Genomic DNA, 14,666 nt, shown 5'->3' with positions numbered 1-14,666 from the left:
AGCTGCCAGCTAGGCGCAGCGCCCAGGTCGGCCACGGGTTGTTCGGTGCCGCAGCCGATCTCGGCCCACCGAACGTGCGTAGAGGGCGGAAATCCGGCGGGCCATTTTTTCGGCCCACGCGCACGTTGGTCGTGGTGAGGAATGCGTTTGCCGACTCGCGACGCTAGCCCGAAGGTGTCGAGCCGGCCGATCACGGGGCGGGTGAAAGGGCCCCGCGGACATCTACCGGCGTGCCAAGCACCACGTCACCAGCGGCCGGCCCCGTACCGAGGTCGATGCGGTCGCCGCGGGGAAGATCGTCGAGGAAGTCCTCGCCGCGGCCCTCAGCGGTGACACCGAGCCGCTGATCCGGCTGCTCACCGACGACGCGGTCAGGCGCCGCCGTCGGCCTCCTCGCAACCCATGGCTTCGACAAGACGAGCACCGCGCAGATCTGCGCGGCGGTGGGGATGAGCCCGGGAAATCTGTTCCACTACTTTCCCAGCAAGCGGGCCATCATTCACGGCATCTTCGAGCTGGATCGCACCGAATGGGAGGACGCACCGACCGCGGCCCGCGCCCACCCCGATTCCCTGGGTGGCGCTGATGGGTGTCGTCGACAAGATCGCCGCGGAGTCCGCTGACCCGGAGATCGCCGGGCTGATGGTCGAGGTGCTGGCGCAGGCTCATCATGACGAGCAGTTCGCGCAGGTCCTCGCCGAGAACGATCGCCGGTTGGCCCAGGGGATCGCCGATCTGATCGAGTCCGCAGCCGCGCAAGGGATCATCGATCCCCAACTCGCGCCGATGACGGTGGCGCGTTGGATGGTGATCCTGACCGATGGCCGCTATGGCCGCGGCTACCCCGAATCCGATGCCGATCGGGCGACCGACCTCGACACGGTGAAGGTGTTGATCAGCCGGATCCTGCGGCTCCGGTCGACGGCACCGTGACGGGCGGCGCTCAGGCCGAGCGGTGAAAGGCTGCCGCGAAGAAGGCCAGCTCCAGGCGCATCGCCCGCCGGTAGATCGCGGCCACCGCGGCCCCGTCGTCGGCCTGTTCGTCGAGCAGTCGTTCCAGCCGGCAGGCCAATGCCTCGAAGCCCGGGTCGGAGTAGGTCCGAACCCACTCCGCGTACGGTCCCGCCGCATCGGCGTCCAGCGACGCGCCGAGCCAGGCGTAGAGCCGCATGCAGGGAGTCATCGCGGCGAACACCATGCCCAACGTGCCGGTGGCTGCGGTCGCGAGCAGGAAGTCGGTATAGGCCAGGGTCGCCGATGATGGCTCGACGCCTGCCATGTCGATACCCCAGCGGGCGGCGTATGAGGTGTGCAACCCGAGCTCCTCGCGAACCCCGGCGAGCAGATCGGCCAACGCGAGCAGCGTGGGTGTGTCGGAGCTGCGAGCAAGGGCCAGTGCGTATGCGCGGGCGAAGGATTCGAGGAAGAAGGCGTCCTGCGCGACGTAGCCCGCGAAGATCCCACGGGGCAACGAGCCGTCTCCGAGGCCACGCAGGAAGGGATGGGCGAGCGTTTCCGCCGCCAGGTCGCCGTTGTCGGCCCACAACCGAGTCGACAGAGTCATGCCAGTGCCATGTCCCAGAACGCCACCTCGTGCGTCAGCACGTCAGCCACCAGGTCGTCCTGCCCGTCGAGGGTGGCCAGCTCGCCGAGCGCGTCGACGTAGCCCGCGAAGCCCGGGGCAGTCCAGTGCTCGACGAACTCCCCGAACGGGGACGTGCTCGACGCGGCGGAGGCCCACCCGAGCAGGTACACCCGTTCCAGGACCCAGAGCGCCGTCACCGCGGCGGTGTACGGCGCGGCATCGAGCCGCAGGAGCAGTGCGCGGTAGGCGAGCGTCGCCGGTAGCGCAGTCGGTCCCAGGTCGATCCCTCGTCGCGCGGCCATCACCTCGAACCAGTCCAGCTCGGCAACGAGCGCGACGCATCCGTCTGCGAGCGCGGCCTGAGCCTGCCGCGGCGCGCGTCCCAGTAGCCGAGCCTGGAAGGCAAGCAAGTCCGCGACGAACAGGGCGTCCTGCGCCAGCCATCGATCGAAGGCCGCGTCCGCAATCGTGCCGTCGCGCACCGCGTCGAGGAACGGATGCCGGGTAGCGGCGGACCAAAGGGGATCGAGCACGCCATGAACAATAGCGACGCCGACGATCAGATCGACACCGACCACGTGGGTACGCCGGGCGCGATGGCTGCCTCGCAAGGTATCGGGCACGCATCTACCGGGGATCAATTGCTGCACAAAGGCATAACGAATTCGCCGTGACGCCCTGGTAGCGGAGCCGGGGCAAGAATTGCCGATAATCTACGGGCGGTGCGGTTTTGGCCACACGGGCGGGACGTCCCAGCAGGGAGTCATGGAATGTCGGCCGAAACGTGAAGACATCGCGTTGACGCCGGAGAGGTGGAATTCGAATGAGACGCATCTACGCGTTGGCGATCAGCGTGGCCCTGTTGATGGCGACGCCCGGTCTGGCGACCGCTGACCCATATACCGGCCCGGCCAGCAGGCAACAAACCATCCAGTACGTGATCGCGCGTGCGCTCGCGCAGCGCGGCGTGCCGTACACCTATGGAGGCGGCAATGCCTCAGGCCCCACTCTCGGCGCCAAACCCGCCGCCGAGAGCGCTGACATCAGCATCGTCGGCTCGGCTCCGGCTCCCGCCTTCGGTGGCTTGACCCAATCTCCCCAAATCGGCTTGACCCCGACCCCCGCCCAGGGTGCCTTGACCCCGACTCCCGCTATCGCCGGCGTGGCCCCGGCTCCCACCGTCGTCGGATTCGATGCTTCCGGTCTGGCGCTGTATGCCTTCGCAGGCGTCGGGGTCAAACTGCCGCGTTCCTCGGGCCAGCAGTACGCCGCATTGCCGAAGGTGCTGCCGTCCCAGGCCCTCCCTGGGGACCTGCTGTTCTATGGCCCCGAAGGCAGCCAAAGCGTCGCACTGTTCCTGGGGAACGGGCAGATGCTGGAGGCCACCGATCCGGCCGTGGTGGTCTCACCCGTCCGCACCACCAACATGGCTCCCTACCTGGGCCGGGTCATCGCACAGTGAGCTCGGGCGATCCCCGCCTCGGGTGGATGCGCACCAGCGCCCCACGTGCGGGTGCGATGGCCACCCCGCGCGACTGGTAGCGCTCGTCGCGGGTGCTCACGGAACGGATGACGTAGTCGCGCAGCAGAGTTCGTAGCACGACCCGTATCTCCATGGTCGCGAAAGCCGCGCCGATGCAGCGGCGGACCCCGCCGCCGTACGGGATCCATTCCGCGGGGTCGGGGGGTCGGGAGATGAAGCGATCGGGATCGAAGCGGCCTGCGTCGGGGAAGACGGCTTCGTCGGCGTGCAGCAGCCCGATGCTGGCGACGATCGTCTGCCCCTGCGGGAACGTCCACGGGCCGATCTGCAGTGTTGGCGCCTTGACCTGCCGGAACGTGTTGTCGATGACTGGGCGGGTGCGCTGGATCTCGAGGATGGTGGCGTGCAGGAGTTCGTCGGATCCGTTGTCGAGGTCGGCGTTCAGGCGGTCGAGCAGCCGGGGGTGTCTCTGCAGCCGCTCCACGGCCCAGGCAAGGGTGGTGGCGGTGGTTTCGTGACCGGCCGCCAGCATGGTGAGCAACTCGTCGGCGATCTCGGCGCGCGTCATCGGTGAACCGTCCTCGTAGCGGCTCTGCAGCAGCAACGACAGCACGTCGTCGCGGGAGTCGAGATCGGGGTCGGCGCGAGCCTTGTCGATCAGCGTGTCGACGATCGCGTCGTAGTCTCGGCGATATCGGTGGAACCGGCCCCACGGACTCCACCGTCCCCAATCCCATTGCGGCACTGGAATCAAGGCAAGCTGCGAGCCGAGTTGGATCGCAGGCGGCAGCATCTCCCGCAGGCGTTCCAACTCCTGGCCCTCGGCCCCGAACACCGCCCGCAGAATGACGTTGAGCGTGATGCGCATCATCGAGGGCATCGTCGCGAAGGTTCGATCGTGCGGCCACGTCGCGAACTCGTTGACCGCTTCCCGCTCGACGATCGCCTCAAACGCGGCCAATCGCCGACCATGAAACGGTGGCGTCAACAGCTTGCGTTGTGCGCGATGTCGGTCGCCAGTCAGCGCAAACAACGAGTTCGGTCCCATGACGCGGCCGAGGTTGGCGTCGGTCGTGTCTGCGGCATCGGGGCCGGTCCTGAACAGCTGACGAATGTCGTCTGGATCGCTGATGACGACCATGCGCCCGAAGATGGGCAGATGAATCGAGAAGGCCGACCCATAGCGACGGCGCACGATCTGGAGCGCGATCCTGCGGTTGGCCACGGCCAGCGCACCTTGGATGGCCCGGGGGATGGGTGGGCCGGGCGGCAGCTTCACTGCAGTCGTCGACGCTTCGTGATTGGTCGACGGTTCTTGATTGGTAGTGGTCATCACACCTCCCAACTAACGGCCATGGCCCGGCGATGATAGACGGTCGAGACGTCGAGTCAATGCACGGACGACAACGCGCAGATTCTCGGAGCGAAGGCCGGCATCGTGACACTGAGCTCACTGACGACGCGCGCGTTGCCGTTGCAACCCAACGCTATTAGGCCGTAGTCGCCAACAGCAGCCCTCTTCGTGGGTCATACTTGCCGCGATGGACGTCGCATACCCTCTCGCAAACATTGGGATCCGAGCGCGGGCTTGAGGCACCGTCACCGCAGCGTTCCCGTCGGGAGGTTCGACGCGGCGACCAACCGCTGGACGGACATCGACGCCGCCGGTGCCGTGGACGGCGATGAGCTGACCCTGGCGACGTTCAACGTCTGGTTCGATCCCTACTTCGCGGACCATCGCTATCTCGCCATCGCGGAGCTGCTATCCCGAGACATGCCGGACATCATGGTGTTTCAGGAAGTGACCGCGACGGCGCTGAACGTCTTCCTCGCCCAACCGTGGATACGGGAACACTACCTTCGCGCAGCGGTCACCAGTGCCGATCTCGGCAACTACGGCATGCTGGTGCTGTCGCGGTTCCCGATCAACCGTGCCACGTACACCCGGCTGCCGACCCGCCTGGCACGCGGATTCCTCGAGGCCGAATTCACGATCAACGGCAGCCCGGTGGTCATCTGCTCGGTTCATCTCGAAAGCGGGAAGGCATCGTCAGGACTGCGCGCCCGGCAGCTGCGAAGGATCTTCCGGGCACTGAGCGGAGTCGACAACGCCGTCGTCCTCGGTGACTTCAACATGCGCGACGCGGAGAACGAACAGATCGGTCCGCCCTATTGCGACCTCTGGCCGGCGCTACGACCACACGACGACGGCTTCACCGAAGATACGTCGATCAACCTCATGCGCTTGGACAGCAAGAACAAGCACAGGCAGGTCCGATTCGATCGGGTGCTGCTCAAGGGTCCAGGATGGACGGCCAAGAGCATTGACCTGCTGGGGACCGAACCGATATCGAGCGCGCATCCGCGGGTCTTTCCCTCCGACCACTTCGGTGTGCAATGCCGCCTCGGCATCCAGCCGGCAGCCGGTGCTGAACCCCGTCGACGACGCCTGCGCTGGCGGCTGTGGCGGCGACCGCGATCGAACTGAGTCAGCAACGAGTCAGGACACCGCCGCCTTCTCGCGTGCCAGCACTTCGGTTGCGGCTCGCTCGCCGGAGCGGACGGCGCCGTCGATGAACCCGTACATGACAGCCGAGCTCTCGGTTCCGGCCCAGTGGATGCGGCCGCACGGTTCGCGCAGTGCCGGGCCGAACTCGGTGAGCACGCCCGGTGGGATGTGGCTGATCATCCCGCCGCCGGAATAGCGCTCGACGGCCCAGTTCTGCTCGAGGTAGTCGAGCGGTGTGAGCGCCTTGTCACCGAATCTCTCGGCGACGGCGGCGAGTACCGCCTTCTTGCGCTCAGCCTCATCGAGCTGTCCCATCTGGCGTGCGACGGGCCCCTCCGTGATGACGGTCAGGACCCCGGGCCGTGCTGTGTCCGTGCAGGAATCGATGGTGAGGTTCGCCAGCGACCCCGGCGCGAAGGACTGGCCCGACAGGCCGTCGGCCCGCCAGAACGGCTCGTCGTAGACCAGGGCGATCTTGAAGACCGCGCCGAGCGGCATCCGCTGGTGCAGGAACGACCGGTCAACGGGAAGCATTGGCTCGTAAATGATTTGGCTGGCGATGGCGATCGGCACGGCGACCACGGCGCGGCGTGCGCGCACCACCATGTCGTCGGAGCGGACCGTGACACCGTCGAAGTCCTGGGCGATGCTGCGGACTGGCTGCGACAGGTGGATCGCGTCGCCGAGTTCGGCTGCGACCGCCCGGTGGATGGCGCCCATGCCGCCGACCGGCCGGGCATCCTCGGCCGCGTCCTTGACACCGAGCACGAAACTCGGCCCACCGGAGGACGCCATTTGGTAGAGCACGAAGAGCAGCGAGATCTCCGAGGCGGCCGAGGTGTAGAGCCCCGAGATCGAGGATTCGAGGAGCTCGTGGGCGGGTTTGGACAGGGTGTGCTTGTTAAGCCAGGCCGCCCAGCTGAGCTGATCCCACTTCTGCGCCTTTGGCGCATCCCACGGGGCATCCACCGGAATCGCCTTGCACATCTGAGTCAGCTCGAGAAAGACCGCGCCGATGTTGGCCACCGCCCACGGGCTCATCGACAACGGAATCGTGCCCTTGTAGCGGTACTTCTTGCCGCCGACGAACATCATGGCGTCGCCGTCGACGTACTGCTTGTAGCTCGGCACCCCGAACTCGTTCATCAGTGCATAGATGGCGTCTTGGCCCGGCCCGATCCAGGCGCCACCGCGATCGATCCACGACCCGTCGTCGCGCACCTCGGTGAAGGTGCGACCGCCGACGCGGTCGCGGGCCTCGAGCAACGCCACCGAGTGGCCTGCCTGCTTCAATCGCAGCGCGGCGGTCAGTCCAGCGAAGCCCGCACCTACCACGCAATAGTCCACGTCGGCCATGAGCTTGCCCCTTAGATGAGTGTCGAGCCGGGCCGCCCCGGGGCGGCCGGGTGCATTTGCTAGCTAATCGTCACCGTAACTACCGCATGTGTCAATAAGTCAGATTCGCAAGACGCGAGAACTACGCTTCGGTGGTGGCTACCGACGTCGACCTGCTGAAGAACCCGGTGGTAGCGGCGGCCGTGGGTACGGCGGCGATGGCGGTGGACACCGCGGGGGCCGCCTACCGGGTCGCGGAGAAACTGCCGGTGTTCGGGCCGTTGATGCGCCGGGGTCTCACCAGCCTGTCCGAGCGGGGCGACCGGTGGGTGACCGAGAGCGCCGACCAGTTCAAGGCGCTGGTGGTCACGGCCGCGGTCCAGCTGGTGGACCTGGTTCTCGACGAGCTCGACCTGAACGCGCTCATGCGCGATCGCGTGGATATCGACGCACTGGCCGCCGATCTCGAAATCGAGGCGGTGATCAACCGGGTCGACCTGATCGCCTTGGCGGACAAGGTGATCGAGGGCGTCGACCTGCCCGCAATCATCCGCGAGTCGACGAATTCGATGACCTCCGAGGTGATGACCGACGTTCGCACGCAGAGCGAGCGCGCCGACGACGTCGTGTCCGGAATAGTAGACCGCATGCTGGGGCGTGACCGGGATAACCGGTGACCGAATCGGAGTCGGCGCGCGACGGTGAGCGGGTCGCCGGGATCATCACGCGGGGTCTGGCCGCCGTCATCGATCTAGTGGTGGTTCTGCTGATCATGAGCGCGCTGTACTGCGGCCTGATCTTGGTGCGGCTTGTGTATTCGCCCGCGGCCTTCAGCCTGCCGTCGCTGAACGCGGTGTTCTCCACGGTCGTCACGTTTGGCGTGGCGGTGCTGTACCTCACGGGATGCTGGACGGTCTCGGGATCGACCGCGGGTGCGGTGACGATGGGCCTCCGGGTCGTCGGGCGGCGGTCGCAGCGAGTACGTCTACTCATCGCATTGTTACGGGCGATCGGTTGCGTGCTGTTCCCGATCGGCTTGCTGTGGGTCGTGTTCGATCGGCGGCGACAATCGTTGCAGGACATCGCGTTCCGCACGCGGGTGGTCTACTCGCGGCCAGCTGCCGGCTGACTCCAGGCGGCCGTCGGTCTGCGGCCCATCAGAAGGGCCCGGTCCCGCGAAACCGAGCACCGCTGCAAGCCCATGTGATGCGCGCCTGCGATCTGCGGATGACCATTTTCGCTGTTCACGACACACATCATGCCGGCGCCGTGATCCGGAACCGACCAGATCGACATATTCCTTGACGTGCGTTCAAGGGACGCTGTGGATGCGTGCAGACGTTGACCAATACGTTAGCGACGGCTAACGTATTGACGTGTGCCTGACATGCTGGAGGTCGCGGCGGAGCCGACGCGACGCCGGCTGTTGCAGCTTCTGGCTGCGGGCGAGCTCACCGTCACCCAACTCGCATCGCAGTTTTCGGTCACCCGCTCCGCGATATCGCAGCATCTGGGGGTCCTCGCCGAGGTCGGTCTGGTCACCGCCCGCAAGCAGGGCCGGGAGAGGTACTACCGGCTCGACGAGCACGGGCTGCTGCGGCTCCGCGCGCTGTTCGATTCGTTCTGGAGCGACGAGCTCGACCGCCTCGTCGCCGACGCCAACCAACCCTAAAAGGAGACTCCGCCATGACGTTTGAGAAATCTGTGGTTGTGCCGCTGGACCCGGAGGCCACGTTCACTCTCATCACCCAGCCCGAACGGCTTCGGCGATGGATGGCCGTCGCCGCCCGTGTGGAGTTACGGCCGGGCGGTGATTATCGGTGGACGGTGACGCCGGGGCACACCGCGGCGGGCACCATCGTCGACGTGGAGCCCGGCAAGCGAGTGGCGTACTCATGGGGCTGGGAAGACGGCGACCCGGCACCGGGTGGGTCGACGGTGACGGTCACGCTGACGCCGGTCGACGCCGGTACTGAGGTGCGGCTGGTGCACGACGGGCTGACCGACGAGCAGGCTGCGCACCACGCGGTCGGGTGGAACCACTTCATGGACAGGCTGGTGGCCGCGGGCCGGGACGGCGACGCGGGACCCGACGAATGGGCGGCGGCACCCGATCCGATCGACGAATTGCTCTGCGCCGAATCGACACTGGCGGTGCTGCAGGGCGTGCTGCGTGACATGGATTCCGATGATCTGACCAAGCAGACGGCGTGCACCGAGTACACCGTCGCGCAGCTGGCCGACCACCTTATGGGCTCAATAGCATCACTCGGCGGTTGCGCTGGCGCCCGGATGCCGAAGCGCGATCAGAACACGCCGCTGGAAACTCAGGTCGCGGACGCGGCTCAAGCGGCACTTGAGGCCTGGCGTCGACGGGGGCTGGAGGGTACGGTCGAGCTGGGTCCGCAAGAGGTACCCGCAGCCATGCCCGTCAATATCCTTTCACTCGAATTCTTGGTTCACGCTTGGGATTTCGCCAGCGCAACCGGCCGAGATGTTGTGGTCTCCGAGCCGGTGGCCGACTATGCGCTGCAACTGGCGGGCAAGGTCATCACTCCTGAATCGCGTGGATTCGCGGCGTTCGCGGACTCGGTCGAGACGGCGGCCGATGCCGCAGTGCTCGATCGGCTCATCGCGTTCACCGGCCGGCAACCGGCCGTTGTCCAAACATCCGCCAACTAACGAAAGGTCAGTCATGCCAAAGAAGACCGAATACGAGCAGGGCACACCGAGCTGGGTCGACCTGCAGACCACCGACCAGGACGCGGGCAAGGAGTTCTACGCGTCGCTGTTGGGCTGGAGCTACGACGACCAGCCGATGCCGCAGGGCGGCACGTACTCCATGGCACTGCTGAACGGCGAAACCGTCGCGGCGATCGCGCCGATGGCCCCGGGGGCGCCGGAGGGCATGCCACCGATGTGGAACACGTACATCGCGGTGGACGACATCGCTGCGACGGTCGAGAAGGTCGGCCCCGCGGGCGGGCAGGTGTTCATGCCGCCGATGGCCGTCGGCGATGCCGGCACGATGGCGTTCGTTGCCGATCCGACCGGTGCGGTGGTCGGGCTGTGGCAGGCCAATCAGCACATCGGCGCGACGCTGGTCAACGAACCGGGGGCGCTGATCTGGAATGAATTGATCACGGAAAAGCCCGAGTCGGCGCTGGCGTTCTATGAGGCCGTACTCGGCCTGGGCACCGCGACGATGGAGATGGGCCCGGGGCAGACGTACCACCTGCTCAAGGTCGGGGACACGGAAGTCGGTGGCTGCATGGAACCGCCGATGCCCGGGGTGCCGAACCATTGGCATGTGTACTTCGCGGTGCCGGACACCGACGCCACTGCGGCGCAGGCGAACGCTGCGGGCGGGCAGGTCGCCGTCGAGCCGTTCGACATCCCAACGGTTGGACGATCCGCGGTCTTGATGGACCCACAGGGGGCGATGTTCAGCGTGATGACACCGGCGGCCCAACAGTAGGGGCACATGTGTTCTACGAATGCCATTCGTGGAACTCGTTGCGGTTGGGCACAATTGGTTTCGACGCGTGGTCAATGCGCCTAGCATCGGCGTATGGAAAGGCTCAGCGGCCTTGACGCGAGTTTCCTGTACATCGAAAGCCCCACCCAGCCGCTGCATGTGTGCTCGATCCTCGAGCTGGACACCTCCACGGTGCCCGGTGGCTACACGTTTGAGCATCTTCGCGACGAGCTGGCCACAAGGATCGCGGCGATCCCTGAGTTCCGGGCAAAGCTGGCCGACAGCCAGCTCAATCTGGACTACCCGGTGTGGGTCGAGGACGACGAGTTCGACCTCGATCGTCATCTGCTGCGCATCGGGCTGCCGTCGCCGGGAGGGCGACGGGAACTGGCCGAGGTTTGCGGACACCTCGCGACCGCGCCGCTGGATCGCAGCAGGCCGCTGTGGGAGATGTGGGTGATCGATGGCGTCGCCGACACCGACCCGTGCGCCGGCGGCGTGTTGGCGGTGATGACCAAGGTGCATCATGCTGCGGTGGACGGGGTGACCGGCGCCAGTCTGCTGTCGCAGCTGTGCAGCGCCGAACCCGACGTGCCGCCGCCGGAACCGGTGGAGGGCGCTGGGAGCGCCGGCCCGCTGCAGATCGCGGCGGGCGGCCTGGTGCGGTTCGCCGTTCGTCCGTGGCAGCTGGCCACCGTGTTGCCGACGACCGTTGCGACGATCGCGAAGACGCTGCGGCGCGCGCGTGGTGGCCTGACCATGGCGGCGCCGTTCGCGGGCCCGCCGACGCGGTTCAACGCATCGGTCACCGCCGACCGCAACGTCGCGTTGGCGCAGCTGGACCTCGAGGACATCAAGAAGGTCAAGGACCGTTTCGAGGTGACGGTCAACGACGTGGTGATGGCGTTGTGCGCGTCGGTGCTGCGGTGGTTCTTGAGCGATCACGCCGAACTGCCCGCCCGGTCGCTGGTGGCAATGGTGCCGGTGTCGGTGCACGAGAAGTCCGACCGCCCGGGTCACAACCAGTTGTCGGGGATGTTCTGCAGCCTGGAGACGCATATCGCTGACCCCGCGGATCGACTACGTGCGATCGCGCGGGCCGACGCCGCTGCCAAGAATCACAGTTCGGTCATCAGTCCGACGCTGTTGCAGGACTGGGCCCAACTGGCCGCCCGGGCGGTGTTCGGCTCGGTTTTTCAGCTTGTCGCCGACTCGCCGCTCATCGGCCACCCGGTTCACAACCTCATCGTTTCGAACGTGCCGGGTCCGCAAACGCAGCTCTACTTCTTGGGCTGTGAAGTCGAGGCAATGTATCCGCTGGGCCCGCTGTTCCACGGCTGCGGGCTGAACGTCACGGCGATGTCGCTGAACGGAAAGCTGAACGTCGGCGTCATCTCCTGTCCGGAGCTGCTACCCGACCTGTGGCGACTGGTCGACGACTTCGATGTCGCGCTCGAGGAGTTGCTCGAATGCATTGGTCCGGGGCGCATTTGAAGTAGCGGTGGGATCCCCGCCTTCTCACAGGCCATCACTTCGGGTGCGGCTCGCTCGCGAGAGCGGACGGCTCCGTCGGTGAACCCGTATCAGCGCAGCGATGCGATCGCGTAGCGTCCACCGTGCATAGTCGATTTCGCACTAATCGGTGCGTTAGGAGGGCGGGGCTTCTGCCACTGCCGAAAGGAGCTTCGGCGCCATGGAGATGAAACTCGAGATCGCGGTGCTGCCCGTTTCCGACGTGGACCGGGCCAAGGATTTCTACGTGGCCCTGGGATGGCGGCTGGATGCAGACTTCGCCACCGGTGATGACTTCAGAGTGATCCAGCTGACGCCTCCCGGCTCGGCGTGTTCGATCATCTTCGGCACCGGAATCACCACGGCCACACCGGGCTCCGTCGAGAGCCTGTACTTGATCGTCACCGATATCGAGGCGGCCCGTGCCGAGTTGGTCAGCCACGGCGCCGAGGTGAGCGAAGTCTTCCACGACGTCGGCGGCGTGTTCCACCACGCCGGGAACACCGGACGCGAACCAGGCCCCGACCCGCAGCGTCGCAGCTACTGCTCGTTCGCTTCGTTCAGCGACCCGGACGGCAACGGCTGGATGCTCCAAGAGATCGTCACGCGTCTTCCCGGCCGGTGAGCGTGCCAGATTCGCTCGGAGCCCCGCTGGAGGAACCCACGTCACCGCCCCGGGTCGGCTGTGTCTTCCGGCCCCAGTACCCGCCCGAGACTCTTGGCGCCGCCGCACACGTCGCCGATACCGCCGGACTCGACGAAATGTGGTTGTGGGAAGACTGTTTCGCGTCCGGTGGAATCTCCGCGGCCGCGATCGCCCTTGCCAACAGCGAGCGGATGTCCGTCGGTATCGGTGTGTTGCCCGCCCCGATGCGCAACGTCGCGCTCACCGCGATGGAGATCGCCACCCTGGAGCGCTCCTTTCCCGGCAGGGTCCGCATCGGCGTCGGCCACGGCGTCCAAGACTGGATGCGCCAGATCGGTGTCAAGCTTGCCTCGCCGATGACCTACCTGCGCGAGTACCTCACGTGCCTGAGCGCACTGCTTCGCGGCGAAACCGTCACCTACGCAGGCAGATACGTAACGCTGTCCAACGTCTGCCTCGAGTGGCCACCGAACCCGAACATCGAGCTGCTCGCCGCGGCGGCCGGACCGCGAACCCTGCAGCTCAGCGGGGAGCTCGCCACCGGAACGATCCTCTCCAGCGGCACCTCACCCGACGCACTGCGAGAAGCTCTCGGGCACATCGACTCCGGTCTGCGACAACGATCCACCCCTGGCCCGCACTCGGTCGCCGTCTACATCGTGTGCGCAACGGGCCGTGACGCTAGTGCCGACGCCGTCCGAGAGCTGAAGCACTGGGATCTCGACCCGGCTCAGGACGTCGCCGCGGTCGGCACCGCCGCCGACATCGCACTCGCCGCCCGCCGCTGGGTGACGGCCGGCGCCGACACCATCGTGCTGCAACCGGCCGCCGACACCGACATCGAATCGTTCGCTGCCTTCATCGGCTCCGAAGTCCAACCGCTACTCAAGGGCTGACGCAGCGAGCGCATCGGCCGCGCAGGCCATTGCGACCGAGTCGCGACCGTTCTGTTCGTTGATCGTTCGCTGATGCCCATGGTCGCGAATCCACGCCGTTTGATCTGTCATCATGCGACGCAGTAGTTCGCAGTACAACGGCATCTTCTGCGGACCATCCCACTGCAGCTCGAACTGTTGATAGACGTCGTGCTGGTGTCCGTGCGAATAGAACGCACGATCGCGCGCGCTGAAGGTCGTCAGCACGTCGATGCGGGCGCCGGGAAACAGGTCGCTGAGTTCGCGCGTCTGCGACTCGTTGGCCACCGCATGAATGCGGACGCTCGTTGGCACCCAACCGTGCAACACCAGGTCGCCGCGTTCGAAGACCAGCCGAAGCTCCTGCCGATCCAACCGGGCCGGCTGGTGAAAGCCGTGGTAGAAGTTGAAATGCCCGCCGCCCGGGTATCGCACCGTGCATTGCACCTGGTCCTCGCAGCCGTCGGACCTGCGACTGGCCTGCGCGGAGACGACCTTACCCGGGCCCAGCCAACCCGTCAGCATGTCGAAGAAGTGCACGCCGTGCTCGACGAAGATTCCACCACTCTTCTCGCGATCCCAGAACCAGTGCTCCGGTGGAAGATTCTCGTCGGAGGCGTAGTTCTCGAAGTAGCCGTGCAGGAATTCGCCAAGCGGCCTGCGATCGATGACCTGACCGACGACGTCGAACAGCGGGTTGTACCGCTGCATCAGGTTCGCGACGAGCAACCGGTCCTGTCGGCGCGCGAGCTCCACCAGTTCGTCGGCCTGCTCGACCGTGAGCGCAAGCGGCTTCTCGCAGATGACGTGCTTGCCGGCCAACAGTGCGAGCTTCGACTGCTCGTAGTGCAGAAACGGTGGCGTCGCAATGTAGACCAAATCGACCGCAGGCAGTCCGAGCAGGCGATCGACGTCGATGACGTCCTCGAGCCCATAACGCTGCGCCGCCGCAACGGCGGCCGGTCGCGCGGTGCCTGCCATGGCCGCCGGCCGCACCCCGGGAACCTGCACGAACTGCTGCAGCGCGAACAGCCCGAAGCCGCCAAGACCGATGACGCCGATACCGAGCTCGCTCATCGCTTCGAATCCTCTTGTAGCGGCGCTTCGTTGCCGTACTCGAACTCAACCACAGATCTCGGTGCCCTCGAACCACTCGGAGGAGGAGATACTGGGTGTACACGATGACCGCGACAAGGAACTCCAC

Annotated in this window: 17 protein-coding genes and 1 pseudogene; 12 read left to right on the top strand and 6 right to left on the bottom strand. The window is 66.3% G+C overall.

Translation table 11 applies throughout. The features are described 5' to 3' along the window. Positions 1-190 precede the first annotated feature (190 nt). Positions 191-415, bottom strand: a complete 225-nt coding sequence (locus QOC69_RS08625; protein ID WP_526438367.1) for a hypothetical protein — start codon at positions 413-415, stop codon at positions 191-193. Between the two features lie 16 nt (positions 416-431). On the opposite strand from QOC69_RS08625, the gene QOC69_RS08620 reads away from it, so the two are divergent. Both QOC69_RS08620 and QOC69_RS08615 read left to right on the top strand, forming a co-directional pair. Then, positions 432-623 carry a hypothetical protein gene (locus tag QOC69_RS08620; protein ID WP_526438369.1) on the top strand — a complete coding sequence of 64 codons (192 nt, stop codon included), beginning with the start codon at positions 432-434 and terminating at the stop codon, positions 621-623. Next, a complete protein-coding gene (locus QOC69_RS08615) occupies positions 586-933 on the top strand; it encodes a TetR family transcriptional regulator C-terminal domain-containing protein (RefSeq protein ID WP_526438365.1) in 348 nt (115 codons plus the stop codon). The genes QOC69_RS08620 and QOC69_RS08615 overlap by 38 nt, the downstream gene beginning before the upstream one ends. A 10-nt stretch (positions 934-943) precedes the next feature. Here QOC69_RS08615 and QOC69_RS08610 read toward each other — a convergent pair whose 3' ends face one another. Continuing rightward, complete coding sequence (locus tag QOC69_RS08610) at positions 944-1,564, bottom strand: TenA family protein (RefSeq protein WP_526438363.1); 621 nt, start codon at positions 1,562-1,564, stop codon at positions 944-946. After that, on the bottom strand, positions 1,561-2,118 hold the full coding sequence (locus QOC69_RS08605) for a TenA family protein (protein ID WP_526438361.1): 558 nt from the start codon (positions 2,116-2,118) through the stop codon (positions 1,561-1,563). The genes QOC69_RS08610 and QOC69_RS08605 overlap by 4 nt, the downstream gene beginning before the upstream one ends. Positions 2,119-2,121: 3 nt before the next feature. On the opposite strand from QOC69_RS08605, the gene QOC69_RS08600 reads away from it, so the two are divergent. Beyond that, complete coding sequence (locus QOC69_RS08600; RefSeq protein ID WP_526438359.1) at positions 2,122-2,259, top strand: hypothetical protein; 138 nt, start codon at positions 2,122-2,124, stop codon at positions 2,257-2,259. Positions 2,260-2,408: 149 nt separating this feature from the next. Beyond that, complete coding sequence (ripD, locus tag QOC69_RS08595; RefSeq protein ID WP_526438357.1) at positions 2,409-3,047, top strand: NlpC/P60 family peptidoglycan-binding protein RipD; 639 nt, start codon at positions 2,409-2,411, stop codon at positions 3,045-3,047. Here ripD and QOC69_RS08590 read toward each other — a convergent pair. After that, the gene (locus QOC69_RS08590) at positions 3,034-4,401 is read right to left on the bottom strand and encodes a cytochrome P450 (protein WP_526438355.1); all 1,368 of its coding nucleotides are present in this window, start codon (positions 4,399-4,401) and stop codon (positions 3,034-3,036) included. The two genes, ripD and QOC69_RS08590, sit on opposite strands and share 14 nt — an antisense overlap. Positions 4,402-4,656: 255 nt before the next feature. Between QOC69_RS08590 and QOC69_RS08585 the strand changes: the two genes are divergently transcribed. Next, the gene (locus tag QOC69_RS08585; protein ID WP_526438353.1) at positions 4,657-5,556 is read left to right on the top strand and encodes an endonuclease/exonuclease/phosphatase family protein; all 900 of its coding nucleotides are present in this window, start codon (positions 4,657-4,659) and stop codon (positions 5,554-5,556) included. A 12-nt stretch (positions 5,557-5,568) separates the two neighbouring features. On the opposite strand, the gene QOC69_RS08580 is transcribed toward QOC69_RS08585, so the two are convergent. After that, complete coding sequence (locus QOC69_RS08580; protein WP_526438351.1) at positions 5,569-6,933, bottom strand: flavin monoamine oxidase family protein; 1,365 nt, start codon at positions 6,931-6,933, stop codon at positions 5,569-5,571. A gap of 134 nt (positions 6,934-7,067) precedes the next feature. Between QOC69_RS08580 and QOC69_RS08575 the strand changes: the two genes are divergently transcribed. The 7 genes and pseudogenes from QOC69_RS08575 to QOC69_RS08545 all read left to right on the top strand — a co-directional run bounded on the left by QOC69_RS08575 (position 7,068) and on the right by QOC69_RS08545 (position 13,444). Beyond that, on the top strand, positions 7,068-7,589 hold the full coding sequence (locus tag QOC69_RS08575; RefSeq protein WP_526438349.1) for a hypothetical protein: 522 nt from the start codon (positions 7,068-7,070) through the stop codon (positions 7,587-7,589). Then, positions 7,586-8,041, top strand: a complete 456-nt coding sequence (locus tag QOC69_RS08570) for an RDD family protein (RefSeq protein ID WP_526438347.1) — start codon at positions 7,586-7,588, stop codon at positions 8,039-8,041. The genes QOC69_RS08575 and QOC69_RS08570 overlap by 4 nt, the downstream gene beginning before the upstream one ends. Positions 8,042-8,299: 258 nt before the next feature. Then, positions 8,300-9,594 (top strand): annotated as a pseudogene (locus tag QOC69_RS08565) (TIGR03086 family metal-binding protein). A gap of 13 nt (positions 9,595-9,607) precedes the next feature. Next, entirely contained in the window at positions 9,608-10,390 is a 783-nt protein-coding gene (locus QOC69_RS08560; protein ID WP_526438345.1) for a VOC family protein, read from the top strand. Between the two features lie 93 nt (positions 10,391-10,483). Further along, positions 10,484-11,884: a WS/DGAT/MGAT family O-acyltransferase gene (locus tag QOC69_RS08555; RefSeq protein WP_526438343.1), complete on the top strand. Its 1,401-nt coding sequence runs from the start codon at positions 10,484-10,486 to the stop codon at positions 11,882-11,884. A gap of 199 nt (positions 11,885-12,083) precedes the next feature. After that, positions 12,084-12,527: a VOC family protein gene (locus QOC69_RS08550; RefSeq protein ID WP_526438341.1), complete on the top strand. Its 444-nt coding sequence runs from the start codon at positions 12,084-12,086 to the stop codon at positions 12,525-12,527. Between the two features lie 2 nt (positions 12,528-12,529). Further along, the gene (locus QOC69_RS08545; protein WP_526438339.1) at positions 12,530-13,444 is read left to right on the top strand and encodes an LLM class flavin-dependent oxidoreductase; all 915 of its coding nucleotides are present in this window, start codon (positions 12,530-12,532) and stop codon (positions 13,442-13,444) included. Here the strand turns inward: QOC69_RS08545 and QOC69_RS08540 are convergent. Then, positions 13,430-14,539, bottom strand: a complete 1,110-nt coding sequence (locus QOC69_RS08540) for a Gfo/Idh/MocA family protein (protein WP_526438337.1) — start codon at positions 14,537-14,539, stop codon at positions 13,430-13,432. The genes QOC69_RS08545 and QOC69_RS08540 overlap by 15 nt on opposite strands. Positions 14,540-14,666: the final 127 nt, after the last annotated feature.

The organism is Mycobacterium sp., from assembly GCF_032162105.1.
GTDB lineage: Bacteria > Actinomycetota > Actinomycetes > Mycobacteriales > Mycobacteriaceae > Mycobacterium.
Note: the sequence above shows the minus strand (reverse complement) of the source record. Positions and strands in the feature narration are given on the sequence as shown.